Below are 14319 nucleotides of genomic sequence, written 5' to 3' on the forward strand. Positions count from 1 at the left end.
AATGGGGTTAATTTATCCCACTGACCCTTCCATTTCATAGGCGATGAGTCGGTTCAACTCAACCGCATACTCCATTGGGAGTTCTTTGGTAAACGGCTCTACAAAGCCCATAACAATCATTTCTGTAGCTTCTTGCTCCGACAGTCCACGGCTCATCAAATAGTAGAGCTGCTCTTCGGAGATTTTAGATACCTTTGCTTCATGCTCCAGTGCCACTTGCGAATTGTGAATTTCATTGAAGGGAATGGTATCTGATTTTGAAATATCGTCCATCAGAATCGTATCGCATTCGATGTGTGAGATAGATTTCTTCGAATCCTTATTAAAAGTGACTTGCCCGCGGTAATTAACCACGCCTCCATTTCTGGCAATGGATTTCGAAACGATTGAAGATGAGGTGTGAGGCGCATTATGTATCATCTTAGCACCAGCATCTTGGTGTTGCCCGGCATTAGCAAAAGCGATAGACAACATAGTTCCACGCGCACCTTCTCCGTCTAAATAAACAGATGGGTATTTCATGGTCACCTCAGCACCTAGATTACCATCAATCCACTCCACAGTGGCATTTTTCTTAGCTGTGGCACGTTTGGTTACAAGGTTATAAACATTATCCGACCAGTTTTGGATAGTCGTGTAACGCATATAGCTGCCTTCCAGGGCAAAAATTTCCACGATAGCCGCGTGAAGACTAGCTGTCGAGTAAGTCGGTGCTGTGCAGCCTTCAACATAGTGCACGCTAGCACCTTCATCAACGATAATCAGAGTGCGCTCAAACTGAGCAGTGGCTTCGTTATTCATGCGGAAGTAAGTCTGAAGCGGGATGTCGCATTTGACCCCTTTTGGCACATAGATAAAGGTGCCTCCTGACCAAAAGGCTGAATTGAGGGCTGCGAATTTATTGTCCGTTGGTGGGACTAATTTTGAAAAATATTGTTTGAAAAGGTCTGGATACTCTTTCAAAGCCGAGTCTGTATCGGTAAAGATGATGCCCAGCTTGTCATATTCTTCTTTCATATTGTGATAAACCACTTCAGATTCGTACTGAGCTGACGCCCCTGCGAGATAGGCACGCTCTGCTTCTGGAATACCAATCCGCTCAAAGGTTTCCTTAATTTTTTCAGGCACTTCATCCCAAGAACGAGCAGGTTTATCCGATGGTTTTTGGTAGTAGGTCAAATCATCAAAGTCGATACCTGAAAGATCAGGCCCCCACTCTTGCATTGGTATTTTGTTAAAGGCTTCAAGAGATTTGAGACGAAAATCAAGCATCCACTCAGGTTCACCTTTAGCTGCTGACATGTCACGAACAACTTGTTCGCTAATCCCTTTACCTGTCGAATAAATCGGCGTCACATCATCGTGAAAACCGTATTTGTATTCCCCTAAGTCGATGGGTTTTGGTTCTACTTTTTCATTTGTTTCAGTCATAATCTTTCCTTTTTAAAGGTTTTGGTTTTGATAAACATGGCAGAGCTGATAAGATCAGGCAATAAACATATCAGCTAGGCATGTCTTTAGTGCGATGTCATCTCACTACGCTCCACTCTCCAACTTTATCAGCTACTGATGTAGCGTGATAAAGGACGCAAGTTCCTATGGTAACTTGCTAGGAGACTGACTAGCTCGCCTTACGCGGTGGCATCGACCGCTTAGGCTCACGTCGCAATTCCCCCTTCAGTCAGCACTTTCATTTCGTTCTAGTGCTTTCTTCAGGGCATTCCAAGCTAAGGTCGCGCATTTGATCCGCTGTGGAAATTTGGCAACGCCTGCCATGAATTCAGCATCCCCTAGCGCCTTTGTGTCAAGGCCAGTTTGCCCTTGAACCATTTCAGAGAAGGTCTCTGCTAAGGCTAAAGCGTCAGCCTTGGTTTTGCCGATAACAGCATCTGTCATCATGCTAGAAGAAGCTGTCGAAATGGTGCAGCCTTCTCCTGCAAAGGCAATGTCTTTAATAACGTCACCCTCAACTTTAACCGTCAAAGCAATAACATCTCCACACGTTGGGTTATTGAGCTGAATGGCTTCAACCCCATCTAAAACACCGTGATGATGCGGGTGTTTGGAGTGATCGGCAACTACTGCCATATATAAAGAATCTAATCTAGAGAGTGCCATTAAAGAACTCCTTTGTTTTTTGAATAGCGTCAAGTAGCTTGTCACAGTCTTCTTTGGTGTTGTAAACATAAAAGCTGGCGCGGACCGCAGACGAAATCCCCAACGAATGAATGAGTGGCTGGGCGCAGTGGTGTCCCGCACGAACAGCCACCCCTTCATAATCAAGAGCCGTTGCCACATCATGCGGATGAAGACCTTCAATATTAAAGGCAATCACACCGGTATGCTGATCTGGACTTTGTGGCCCGTAAACCGTCAGACCAGTAATGTTTTGAAGCTTGGGCAGAAGGTAGTTTACCAACTCCTGTTCATAAGCATGAATCTTCTCCATACCAAGACTTGTCAGGTAATCAATGGCCGCTCCCAGACCAATAGCACCAGCAATATTTGGCGTCCCTGCTTCAAACTTCCAAGGCAACTCCTTCCAGGTGGCTTCTTGTTCATAGACAAAGTCGATCATCTCGCCACCAAACTCAACTGGCGACATGCGATTGAGCAACTCTTCCTTGCCATAAAGAACTCCTATACCTGTCGGTCCCATCATCTTATGCCCAGAAAAGGCGAAGAAATCACAATCCAAATCTTGTACATCAATGGCCATATGGGGAATGGACTGAGCACCGTCAACCACCATATAAGCACCAACAGCATGTGCCCGCTCTGCGATTTCCTTGATGGGGTTAAGGCAGCCAAGAACATTTGAAACCTGAGCTAAGCTGACAAACTTTGTCTTAGACGATAGCTTAGCTGTCAAATCAGCCATATCCAGCTGCCCTTCTTTCAGGTAAACATAAACCAACTTAGCACCCGTTTGCTTGCAGACTTCTTGCCAAGGGATAATATTTGAGTGATGCTCCATAATCGAAATCAGCACTTCATCTCCCTCTGACAAGACTTCTTTGGCAAACTGAGCGACCCAGTTAAGCCCTGTCGTTGTCCCTCTGGTAAAAAGGATTTCCTTGGTTGATGCTGCATTGATAAAAGCGCGCACCTTTTCACGCGCCGCTTCATAATCAGCTGTGGCGCGCTCTGCTAATGTATGCACCCCGCGGTGCACATTGGTATTATTGGTCTCGTAATAATGCTGAAGAGCCTCCAAAACTTGACGAGGTTTTTGAGTCGTTGCCGCATTATCAAGGTATACTAGGGGTTCGTCATTGATGATCTGGTCTAAAATCCCAAAATCCTGACGAATCTTTTTAGCGTCTAACAATGACTTACCTCCTTACATGTCACTCATCTGTACTGATATCTTCAACAAATTGATTCAACTGCCTATCATAGTAATAAGCCTGGCCTGCTTGTTCAAGAACTGTCTCCAACAGTGGCTCAATCATTAAGACATCATCAATCGTTATCAGTCTGGCACTTTCTGGGTCTTCCTGTTCCTCAGGGGTCTCATAGCCTGTCAAAAATTGCCAACCGCTATCTTTTTCATGGTGCAAGTCTTCATTACGGATTGCCCAGTTGATTTCACGTCTGCGGAGACAATCAAGTGAGACAATGGCTAGTTTTTTCATGTCGTAGGATGATCCCGGTGTTAGGATAGTGGCGATATGTTCCTCTGAAAAGACAAGTTCATCCATGATGTTAATGGTCGTGATAAACTGAGGTTGATTGGTCAAAATCCCCTTGTAATGACCATCAGTGATAGCTGAAATCTCAAGCCACATGCGTTCAGCATTGCAACCATTTTCCAAGGGCTGATTCAATCGAAAAATCAACCGCACCATGTCCCCAACCTTCAAATTAGCAACCTCATCTGGGCTAGGAATGAGAAAATGTCTAGGATCAGCTTGGTTGCGCTCAGCAACATTTTCTAAGGTATAGGTGACACTATCCTCGTTACTACTTTTTTTAAGAAAATCAAACAAGCCCATTCTCTATCTTATCCTCTTTTCAAACCTGAAAAAACCATCTGGAAATTGCGCCAGCATATCATGTTCCCCATCATCAAAAAAGGCTGCTTCTTTGTGAAATGGGTTGTAATAGTCAACAATATGAAAACCACAACGATTGACATAGAAGTGAATATTACGCTTGTCATAGTAAGGCGTCATTGTTTCCCAGACCTCAACCTCAGGAAAAGCCTTTTCAACCGCTTTCCAAGCCGCTTGCCCAATCCCTTTACTATGAAGATTTGGGAAAGTGAACAGGGTATCCAAGTCACCACGCTTCCCATTAATCAGAAGGATTAAGCCGCCTACAGGCTGACCATCTGCATAAATCCAATAACCTTGTCCATGCTCCATAGCATGCTGAATCGTTGATCTAGCGATAATTTGCCCATCTTCTTCAAAGTAACTGTGGCGCTCTCCAAACTCTTCTAAAGCTCCATAATTAAAGGCTTCCTGATTGGCTCTGATAAATGCTTCTTGGTCACCGATTGCTATAGGTACCAAAGTCACTGCCTTCTGATTGTCAGTTGCCATTCTAGCGATTATCCAATTTCCTATCTAGTACCGCAATCATTTCGTCGCGCACTTCTTTGACTGGAATTTCAGTGATAACAGCTCCCAAAAATCCTCGAATCACAAGACGTTCTGCGGTTTCTTGGTCAATCCCACGGCTCATGAGGTAATACATGTCTTCTGGGTCAACTTGTCCAATAGAAGCTGCGTGACCTGCGGTCACTTCATTTTCGTCAATGAGGAGAATTGGATTGGCATCACTACGCGCTTTGTCAGACAGCATGAGCACACGACTTTCTTGCTGAGCATCTGCTCCTTTTGCACCTTTAATGATATGACCGATACCGTTAAAAGTTAGCGTGCCTCGCTCCAAGATAACCCCATGTTGCAAAATATGCCCGACGGAATTATTGCCATAGTTGGTCACACGCGTATCAATCCCTTGTACCTGACGGCCACTCGATGCCGCAACCACCTTAAGGTTAGCGTGGCTACCATTTCCAATCAAATCAGAATCAAAATCAGCTACCACATTGCCTTCGTTCATGACACCAAGCGCCCAGTCAATACTCGCATCATTTGCCAAGCGACCACGACGACTGATAAAGGTCGTGACGTTCTTCCCCAAACGATCAATGGCTGCAAATTTCACTTGACTGCCAGCTTCAGCAATGACCTCAACACAAATATTAGCAGACACTTCTATTGCCCCATCGCCAATGGTTTCAAAACGCTCGAGATAGTTCACTTTAGCGTGTTTGCCTGCAATGATGAGAATATGCTTGTTAAAAGGCACAGCACTATCACTATCTTGAAGGAAAATCCCCTCTACAGGAACATCAATCTCGACATTTTCTGGCACATAAAGAACAGCTGCGCTGTTGAAATATGCTGCATGGTAAGCCGCTAATCGGTGTTCATCAAAAGCAACTGCAGACCCTAAATACTTTTCAATCACTTCTGGGATTTCTTCTAAAGCCGCGTGAAAATCAGTGAACACTACACCTTTGTTGATTAATGCCATAGGCAACTGTTCAAGGACAGTCTGCGTTCCCACTTGGACGAGCTTTGGATTGTCTCCAAGGGCTGTAAAGTCTGGCACATTATCGGTATAGTCAGACTCCGCAATGTTACTATCACCAAGATTCCAACGGTGAAATTTGACGCGCTCAATTTTAGGTAAATCCAGCTCTGCTATTTTCTCAAAAGCCGCCAAACGACGGTCTTGTAACCAAGTAGGCTCCGCTTTTGCTTGAGAAAAATGTAGAATATCTTGTTTAGACATGTTTATTCCTTTTTCGTTTTATCTGAGAGATTTTTCTGCAACAACAATATCGTACTTTTTGTCATGCACGATTTGACCGGTAGGGACAATGCCCTGTTTTCTCCAAAAGTGCTCTGCCTGAGGATTGCCTTTGACAAAACCTAGGCGCACTTTATCAAAATGACTCCTTAAGACGTCAAGTAATTCAGTGATGATAAAGCTACCCATACCCGTTCCTTGCGCAGCTTTATCAAGCATGAAAAAACCGATAAAAGCTGTCGCATCATCAGGATAAGCCTGAATCAAATCCAAAACTGCAATTAAGTTTTCTCCCTCAAAATAGCCTAAAAAGTACTTATCTTCAGCCTTTTTCCCCTTAGGGAGGGCACTCATATCCTCTAAAACCAAAGATAGGGTAGGCTCTGGTGGACAATGCTTAAAATACAAGGGATTACTTTGGTACACAGACAGTATGCGCTCTATATCGTCTGAAATGAGTTGACGAACAGTAAATCTTTGTGAGAAGCGATCAATGGGAAGCATAGATTTCTCTAGTCTAATTCTTCGTGGTAGTCAATACCAAGCTCTTCAGCAATCTTAACATAACCTTCTTTTTCCAAGCGGGCAGCAAGTTCTGCACCACCTGAAAGAACCACGCGGCCATCCATCATAACGTGAACCACATCAGGTGTGATGTAGTTAAGGAGACGTTGGTAATGGGTGATAATCATAGCACCAAAGCCCTCGCCTCGCATAGCATTAACACCTTTTGACACCACTTTTAAAGCGTCGATGTCAAGACCTGAATCGATCTCATCAAGGAGTGCAAATTTTGGCTCAAGCATGAGAAGTTGTAGGATTTCATTGCGTTTTTTCTCACCACCAGAAAAGCCCTCGTTAAGGTAGCGCTCGGCCATTTCTTCTTTCATGCCTAGCAATTCCATTTTTTCGTCCAACTTGGTGATGAAATCACGGACAGAAATCTTGTCTTCGTCTTCTTTACCAGCATTCATCGCTGCACGGATAAACTCAGCATTGGTAATTCCTGGAATTTCAGATGGGTATTGCATGGCTAAGAAAAGTCCCAAACGTGCACGCTCATCAACTTCCAATTCCAAAATATTCTGACCGTCTAAAAGGATTTCCCCTTCTGTCACTTCAAAGCTAGGATTTCCCATAATCGCTGCTGACAGCGTCGATTTCCCTGTCCCGTTAGGACCCATAATCGCTGCCACTTCCCCTGTTTTCAAGGTCAAATTGACCCCTCTCAAGATTTCTTTGTCTTCGATAGAGACATGTAGGTTTTTGATTTCAAGTACAGACACGATAGACTCCTTTTTTATTTTCATAGTGTTTCCATTATAGCAAAAAAGCCCTAGAAAGGCTTTTCTTCTGCTTATTTCTTTTGCTTTTGTTCAAAATATTCTTTACGATAAACTGGATTTCCAATAAGTTTCAAGAGGGTAAAGAGAGGAGTACGTTTTTCACCCCAAATTTCCAAACCTTCTATAAGCACCTCCAAGCCAAGCAAAAGCCCTAAAACTAATAGGATACCCCCTAACCGCGTCGACACATTCAAAAGAAGGGAAGTCAGGGAAAAGAGCAGAGCAATACCATAAATAACCAAAACAGCTCCCTTATGGGTAAATCCCATGGCTAGCAATCGGTGATGCAAGTGCATCTTGTCTGGCTCATAAAATTTCTTACCTGATAAGGTCCGTCTAATAATGGCAACAAACGTATCTACAATAGGAACACCTAAAATGATAACTGGGGTCACAACCGCTACTGCCGTTGCGTTTTTTAACCCTTGAAGGGATAGAACCGAAATCATAAACCCAATAAAGAGCGCCCCCGTATCCCCTCCATAAATCCAAGCAGGGTTGTAATTATAGGGTAAGAAACCTGCAATCGCTGCAATCAATATAAAAATCGTCAGGGTAATAAAAAGATTGGTATCAGTCAAAAAGAAGTTAGACACCAGCCCCATCGTCGACAGACTGATAATCGAAACACCGCTAACCAGACCGTCTAAACCATCCATAAGATTAACCGCATTGGTAATCCCTACAATCCAAAGAATGGTCGCCACAAAGGTCAATACTGGATCAAACTCAATCAAAGGACCACCAAATGGAATCTTGAACGAATCAAATCGGAATTCAGTAAAATACCAAATCAAGACAGCTGCTAAGATGATACCGAGTAGCTTTTTCTTAGCAGTCAGCTCGACAACATCATCAATAAGACCAGTCACAGCGACAATCAGACCTGCACTAACAACAGGTAACATATAGGAAAAATAAGTCTGTCCGTGCACCGTTTGATGAACGGCCATAGGCATAAATACCATCGTAGCCAGCACAAAGGAAGCTACAACTGCTAACCCCCCCGCACTGGGCATAGGAATTTTATTGATTCGGCGAGCATTTGGATGGTCCACTGCCCCGATTTTAAAAGCTAAGACGCGAACAATCGGCGTTAACAACAAAGATAAACAGAAGGTTGCAATTAAGACTAAAATAAAGTCTAAAGAGAAAGAAGCCATTAAGCCACCTCAATCGCCTGCAAAAGCCCTACTGCATCATCTAGCAAAAGTTGTACCCCATGTTCTTGCAAATAAGATCTTGTTTTGCTAGCTTTTTGAGCATGCTCAATTAAACGAGCAAATATGAGATTGGCGTAATGAGCTGGTTGATTTTCAAGTGACACCAAAATCGTCATGTAGTATTCTTTTTCAGCCTTGTAAAGCTCTGAGGCTTCTACAGGAAAATCAATCGTTCTAACGAAAGACAAGACCTCTTCAAAATCTGAGAAGCTTAACACATAGTGGACATAGTCCAGCTCTTCTTCTGCTTCAGAAACATCTGTGTCTTGAGCCTCTTCAGCAGCCTCGATTTCTGCCAAGCGTTTGTGAGCATCCACGTCTCCTTTTTCAAGCATTTTTTGCTCTAAATTCTTGAAAAATTCTTCTGGAGACATTTGCGACATGTCTCCAAAATCAGCAAAATCTTCAAAATTCAAATCTTGGCTAATTTCTGACTTAGTAACAAACACATCTAAGCGATCTTTCCTCGGAGTCACACGAAAACTGAGCATGCCACTCTGCTTAAAATTATCTGGCAGGTCAAGCTCATCCATGACTGTATAGAAAAATTCTTCTGTTTTTTCCTGTGGAATTAGAAAATCGTGCATGGCCATGCCACGTTCTTCCAAGTCTTCCAAACTTATGGTAATTTTCAATGTGGTTTCATTGATTTGTTTCATTTCCATGGTAATACCTCGCACGGGTCTAGTTATTTCATTATACAGGAAAGGTGCGGAAATAGCAATTTCTGACTTTCAGATACTCTTTCCATTACTTAGCTCTGCCATTACAAAAAAGAAAAAGGCAGAGAGCCTTTTTCTTATGCAAATACAAAGGACAGACCTGCATAAGCTAGCAAAATCAAACCAAGCACTATGCGGTATTTCCCAAAAATAGTAAAGGTGTGTGTCTTAACATAGTCTGTCAGGAAGCGAATAGCATAATAACTAACTACAAAAGCTGTCACACTGGCAATCACTAATAAAAAGCTCTGCGAAAACGTCAGCACATTTCCATCAAGGAAGAACTTGACTGCTTTGAGACCACTGTAACCAAACATCGTCGGGATGGCTAAAAAGAAGGTGAAATCCGCAGCCACACTTCTGCTGGTCCCCAGTAAAATCCCCCCCAAGATTGTCGCACCTGAGCGGCTAGTACCAGGGACAATACTGAGAACTTGAAAGAGCCCAATATAGAATGCTGTCCTGTAAGACATTTTTGACAAACTGGTTACCTTTGGCGTCACATCTTTATCCTCAATTAAAATAAAGGCAACTCCGTAGATAATCAGCATGAGAGCAACCGTTGGCATGTTTTGAAAATACTTTTCAAACCAACTGTCTAGAGGAAGTGCCACTAAAATGGATGGGATACAGGCAATGAAGACTTTAACCCAAAGTTGCCAGGTTTTCTGAACCTCAAGAGCGGTTTTCCCAGGCTGAAATGGATTGAGCCGTTTGAAATAAATGACAATAACTGCACAAATAGCTCCTAGCTGAATGACAATGTTAAACATGTCCATAAATGCTTTACTCTGGTTGCTGAAATTGATGAATTCCTGAACCAGTATCAAATGCCCCGTACTCGAAATAGGTAGCCACTCTGTAATACCTTCAACGATGCCAAAAAAGAGGGCTTTTAAAATATCAAAAAACATATTGTCTCCTTGTTGATGTCATACTAACAACCATTATACCAGATGGGGTGCACTTTAGCAAGAGCCTCCACCCCCACCTCCTCCACCGCCAGAAAAACCTCCGCTTCCGCCACTCCCACCAGAGGAAACGGAAAAATTAGCATCGGTGTTAACCTGATGGGAAGTCATCGTCAAATGATGAGATGATACAAGCAAATAGGTCGTCAGGTGGAGGTTTAAGCGCTCCATATCCTCAGGTAGCGCAATCTGATGCACCTTCAGGTAGCGTTCAACCTTCTTAGCATAGCCTAACAAATTCGCGTATACCAGCAATCTATTCCAAACCACAAGCCCTTCTAATTCCACCGTCTCAAACTTGTTAATGTCATCCATCATCCGTTCAAAGCTCTGCCATTGTTCCAAGCGATAAGCACCTTCTGGACTGATAGCACCTTGCTTATGATAAGTCAGTGATAATCGACTTAGGATAAGCGTCACCACAAGTGTTAGGATAGTCAATAAAAAGTAGGCCACTGATAATAGACTTGCATTGAGTAGAAAATAAAAGCTAAGCCCTCCTGTAACCAAACACAGGAAGCAACCCATACCTGATGCCCAGTCAAGTTTCCTTTTTTCGTCCTTGGTCAACTTACGATAAGGAACAGGTCTCTTGGCTTTTTGTGTCTCACCGGCTACCGCCTGATCAATGGCTGCTAAATTCACAATGATTTTACGACGAATCTTGCTCGCCTGACTTCTGACCATTTTTTCCAATTGTGTGCCCGAGTACTGTTTGCCTAGTTTCTTAACCGTATTCTCCTCATACTTAAAATCAGAAAACAGCTTATCCAAAGCCACCTCTAAACGATCGCCAAAGGCCATATTTAGAAAAGCAAGGTCGGACTTAGTGGTTTTATCTAAATCAACCAGTTTGAGATACGGCACCGGCTCTCTCTTATCAAGAGATAAAATGCCTCGATCAAGCATATCCAAGATCATTGCCTGAACAAGATTATCAAATCGCACCTTTCCAGATTTTGGATGCTCCACCAATTCTTTAAAGGTTACTTGATAGATTTCACTTGCTAAAACCGCAGGAGATAACTCTTCTGGAACTTCGTATAGCCTTGTTTTTCCTAACTTAGGTCGGTATTTATCCAAATCTTTCTTAACTTTAATGAAACGCCACACTTGACTAATAACGATTACCAAAATAGTAGCTGGTAACATGGTTCCAAAAGCAGTCTGTAAGAGCTTGCTTTTCCTTGCAATTGCCTTCTCAGTCTTCTCGATTCGTGACAATGCTTTTTCAGACAGAAGAGCGACCTGATCCGTCAAAATTTCCTTGTCCCAATAGGCATGTAGCTCTAAAACGCCACTCAGTGAATCTACCGACACCTGATACATCCCTTGATCTGTGCGACTAACCTGGGGTTGCCCTTTAAAGTAACCACGATGCGCCCAGAGTTCACTCTCGTCAGTCACACGGTCTGTTTTAATCGTAAAACTTACCTTATCAATGGTTTGATCCCAATCACTAATTGGTTTCCAATTGAGTTCAGCGACATCCTGGTAAGGAAAGAGGAGATTGGCTAACTCCCAAACGACCTTGACCGTAACACGATCACCACTTTGCCCGCCATTATATATCTTCAAGCGATAGCCATCCCCAAGATAATCAAAATCAATCTGACTTGCTGAAACAGCTGAACCATTCTTTTGGATGACAACTAGTGGCTGTCCTAGAATATCAAAACCTTCTGGCATATTTCCCGCTGTTCCCAAGCTAATATACTGACCGTTATAATCAGAGTCATAACTAAAGGTCACAAGTTGCGTAAAGGTTGCCCCATTGTCCTCATGAATCACTAGTTCTCCCACATAAGAATCAATCGTATAATCGACTTCCGCGGCATAAACGCCCTGGGAAAATAGCAGAGCAAAAAAGATAATGACTAGGCTGATTACTTTTTTCATGCTGACCCTTCCTTCAAAGTGATGTTATTATTTTATCACAATTGGCAAATTATCGGGCATTTCCCATTGAAAAGTATAGAACTTTCCTGTAAAATGAATAAGTATAACTTTTATAGGGGTATAAAAATGAAAAAACGATTACTTTCCCTCTTAGCCTTACTCCTTATGGCTTTGACTGGTTCAACAGCTGCGCTCGCAGCCGAAGAGGATAACTATCTCCGTGTCGGTATGGAGGCAGCCTACGCTCCATTTAACTGGACGCAAAACGACAACTCTAATGGAGCAGTTGCTATCGAAGGAAGCAGCCAATACGCCAACGGTTACGATGTGCAAATTGCTAAAAAAATCGCAGACAGCTTAGGAAAAGAACTTTTAGTGGTCAAAACCGAATGGGATGGTCTAGTCCCAGCTTTAACCTCTGGAAAAATTGACCTCATCATCGCAGGCATGAGCCCGACCGAAGAACGTAAAAAAGAAATCTCCTTTTCTGACAGCTACTACACCAGTGAGCCTGTCATCATGGTGCGTAAGGATGGCAAATATGCTAATGCAACTAGCATTTCTGACTTTTCTGGCGCCAAAATAACAGCCCAACAAGGTGTCTGGCACGTCAACCTCCTGTCACAAATGCCAGGTATTGAAGCGCAGACACCAATGGGAGATTTCTCTCAAATGCGACAAGCTTTAGAGTCAGGCATTATTGACGCTTATATTTCTGAGCGACCAGAAGGGACGACCGCTGAAAATGCTAACGCTGCCTTTAAAATGCTCTCTCTAGAAGAAGGCTTCCAAGTGTCAGAATCAGATGCTGCCATTGCAGTCGGCCTCCGAAAAGATGACGATCGCATCGGCGCAATCAATCAAGTGCTTGCTACCATTTCAGAAGAAGACCGTGTCGCTCTCATGGATGACATGATTGGAAAACAACCTGTTGAAGAAGAAAGCGACACAGAAACCAGTCAACCAACTTTCTTCCAACAAGTCTGGAGTATCCTTAAAAGCAATTGGCGAGAGCTTCTTGCTGGTACCGGAACGACACTCCTTATCTCCATTACAGGAACCATCTGCGGTCTCATCATCGGTCTTTTGATTGGTATTTTTAGAACTGCACCAAAAGCGACAAGTAAAGCAGGCGCCTTCCTTCAAAAAATCGTGGGCGGACTCCTTAATATCTACATCGAGGTTTTCCGTGGAACTCCTATGATTGTACAGTCAATGGTCATCTACTACGGAACAGCACAGGCTTTTAATATCAATATCCCTCGTCTCTGGGCAGCTATTTTCATCGTGTCCATTAACACAGGTGCCTATATGTCTGAGGTGGTGCGTGGTGGTATCTTCGCTGTGGACAAAGGGCAGTTTGAAGCAGCTACTGCGCTCGGCTTTACCCACGGGCAAACCATGCGCAAGATTGTCTTGCCTCAAGTCATCAGAAATATTCTCCCTGCCACTGGTAACGAATTTGTCATCAATATTAAAGACACCTCTGTGCTCAATGTGATTTCAGTTGTAGAACTCTACTTCTCTGGAAAAACTGTCGCCACACAGAATTACCAATACTTCCAGACCTTTACCATTATTGCAACCATCTACTTTATTTTGACCTTCACCGTCACTCGCATTCTACGTTACATCGAAAAACGCATGGATGTCGATACTTACACCACAGGTGCCAACCAAATGCAAATCGAGGAGATTCCACATGTCTAATACCATTTTAGAAATCAAACATCTGAAAAAATCTTATGGGCAAAACGAAGTCCTCAAAGACATCTCACTCACCGTTGAAAAAGGGGAAGTCATCTCCATCATCGGCTCTTCCGGTTCTGGGAAGTCAACCTTTTTACGCTCTATCAACCTTTTAGAGGAGCCTTCTGGCGGTGAGATTCTCTACCACGGGCAAAATGTTCTTGAAAAAGGCTACGACCTGACCACCTACCGTGAAAAGTTGGGGATGGTTTTCCAATCTTTTAACCTCTTTGAAAACCTCAACGTCTTAGAAAATGCAGTTGTCGCACAAACCACTGTCCTCAAACGCGAACGCTCAGAAGCTGAGGCAATCGCTAAAGCAAACCTTGAAAAAGTAGGACTTGGCTCTCAATACTGGACAGCAAAACCTAAGCAACTCTCTGGCGGGCAAAAGCAACGTGTGGCTATCGCCCGTGCCCTTTCAGTAGACCCAGAGGCCATCCTCTTTGACGAGCCAACATCAGCCCTTGACCCAGAAATGGTAGGCGAAGTTCTCAAAACCATGAAAGCATTAGCCGAATCTGGATTAACCATGCTGATTGTCACCCATGAGATGGAATTTGCTAAGGAAGTATCA

General features: G+C 43.3%; 14 protein-coding genes. 2 read left to right on the top strand and 12 right to left on the bottom strand.

Annotated elements, in window-relative coordinates; genetic code table 11:
- Positions 1-12: 12 nt before the first annotated feature.
- The 12 genes from sufB to G575_RS0109420 form a co-directional block, all read right to left on the bottom strand.
- On the bottom strand, positions 13-1431 hold the full coding sequence (gene sufB, locus G575_RS0109365; protein WP_027972501.1) for a Fe-S cluster assembly protein SufB: 1419 nt from the start codon (positions 1429-1431) through the stop codon (positions 13-15).
- Positions 1432-1677: 246 nt separating this feature from the next.
- Complete coding sequence (sufU, locus tag G575_RS0109370; RefSeq protein ID WP_027972502.1) at positions 1678-2118, bottom strand: Fe-S cluster assembly sulfur transfer protein SufU; 441 nt, start codon at positions 2116-2118, stop codon at positions 1678-1680.
- Positions 2105-3331 (bottom strand): aminotransferase class V-fold PLP-dependent enzyme, encoded by a 1227-nt coding sequence (locus tag G575_RS0109375; RefSeq protein WP_027972503.1) that lies wholly within the window; start codon positions 3329-3331, stop codon positions 2105-2107. Before G575_RS0109375 ends, sufU begins: the two co-directional genes overlap by 14 nt.
- A gap of 19 nt (positions 3332-3350) precedes the next feature.
- Positions 3351-3998 carry an immunity protein Imm33 domain-containing protein gene (locus tag G575_RS0109380; protein WP_027972504.1) on the bottom strand — a complete coding sequence of 216 codons (648 nt, stop codon included), beginning with the start codon at positions 3996-3998 and terminating at the stop codon, positions 3351-3353.
- A gap of 3 nt (positions 3999-4001) precedes the next feature.
- On the bottom strand, positions 4002-4550 hold the full coding sequence (locus G575_RS0109385; protein WP_027972505.1) for a GNAT family N-acetyltransferase: 549 nt from the start codon (positions 4548-4550) through the stop codon (positions 4002-4004).
- 1 nt (position 4551) lies between these two features.
- Entirely contained in the window at positions 4552-5814 is a 1263-nt protein-coding gene (sufD, locus tag G575_RS0109390; protein WP_027972506.1) for a Fe-S cluster assembly protein SufD, read from the bottom strand.
- Between the two features lie 18 nt (positions 5815-5832).
- Complete coding sequence (locus G575_RS0109395; RefSeq protein WP_027972507.1) at positions 5833-6336, bottom strand: GNAT family N-acetyltransferase; 504 nt, start codon at positions 6334-6336, stop codon at positions 5833-5835.
- 8 nt (positions 6337-6344) lie between these two features.
- Positions 6345-7118: a Fe-S cluster assembly ATPase SufC gene (gene sufC, locus G575_RS0109400; RefSeq protein ID WP_027972508.1), complete on the bottom strand. Its 774-nt coding sequence runs from the start codon at positions 7116-7118 to the stop codon at positions 6345-6347.
- A gap of 71 nt (positions 7119-7189) precedes the next feature.
- Positions 7190-8341 (bottom strand): glycosyltransferase family 4 protein, encoded by a 1152-nt coding sequence (locus tag G575_RS0109405; RefSeq protein ID WP_027972509.1) that lies wholly within the window; start codon positions 8339-8341, stop codon positions 7190-7192.
- Positions 8341-9066: an adaptor protein MecA gene (gene mecA / locus G575_RS0109410; RefSeq protein WP_027972510.1), complete on the bottom strand. Its 726-nt coding sequence runs from the start codon at positions 9064-9066 to the stop codon at positions 8341-8343. Before mecA ends, G575_RS0109405 begins: the two co-directional genes overlap by 1 nt.
- Before the next feature lie 134 nt (positions 9067-9200).
- Positions 9201-10037 carry an undecaprenyl-diphosphate phosphatase gene (locus tag G575_RS0109415; protein WP_027972511.1) on the bottom strand — a complete coding sequence of 279 codons (837 nt, stop codon included), beginning with the start codon at positions 10035-10037 and terminating at the stop codon, positions 9201-9203.
- Between the two features lie 54 nt (positions 10038-10091).
- Entirely contained in the window at positions 10092-11993 is a 1902-nt protein-coding gene (locus tag G575_RS0109420; protein WP_027972512.1) for a DUF2207 domain-containing protein, read from the bottom strand.
- Positions 11994-12119: 126 nt separating this feature from the next.
- On the opposite strand from G575_RS0109420, the gene G575_RS0109425 reads away from it, so the two are divergent.
- Together G575_RS0109425 and G575_RS0109430 are read left to right on the top strand one after the other, a co-directional pair.
- Positions 12120-13703 carry an ABC transporter substrate-binding protein/permease gene (locus G575_RS0109425; RefSeq protein ID WP_027972513.1) on the top strand — a complete coding sequence of 528 codons (1584 nt, stop codon included), beginning with the start codon at positions 12120-12122 and terminating at the stop codon, positions 13701-13703.
- Positions 13696-14319 (top strand): amino acid ABC transporter ATP-binding protein (locus tag G575_RS0109430; protein ID WP_027972514.1); only part of this gene is annotated, 624 nt, incomplete at its 3' end. The genes G575_RS0109425 and G575_RS0109430, both read left to right, overlap by 8 nt.

This window comes from Streptococcus plurextorum DSM 22810, from assembly GCF_000423745.1.
GTDB lineage: Bacteria > Bacillota > Bacilli > Lactobacillales > Streptococcaceae > Streptococcus > Streptococcus plurextorum.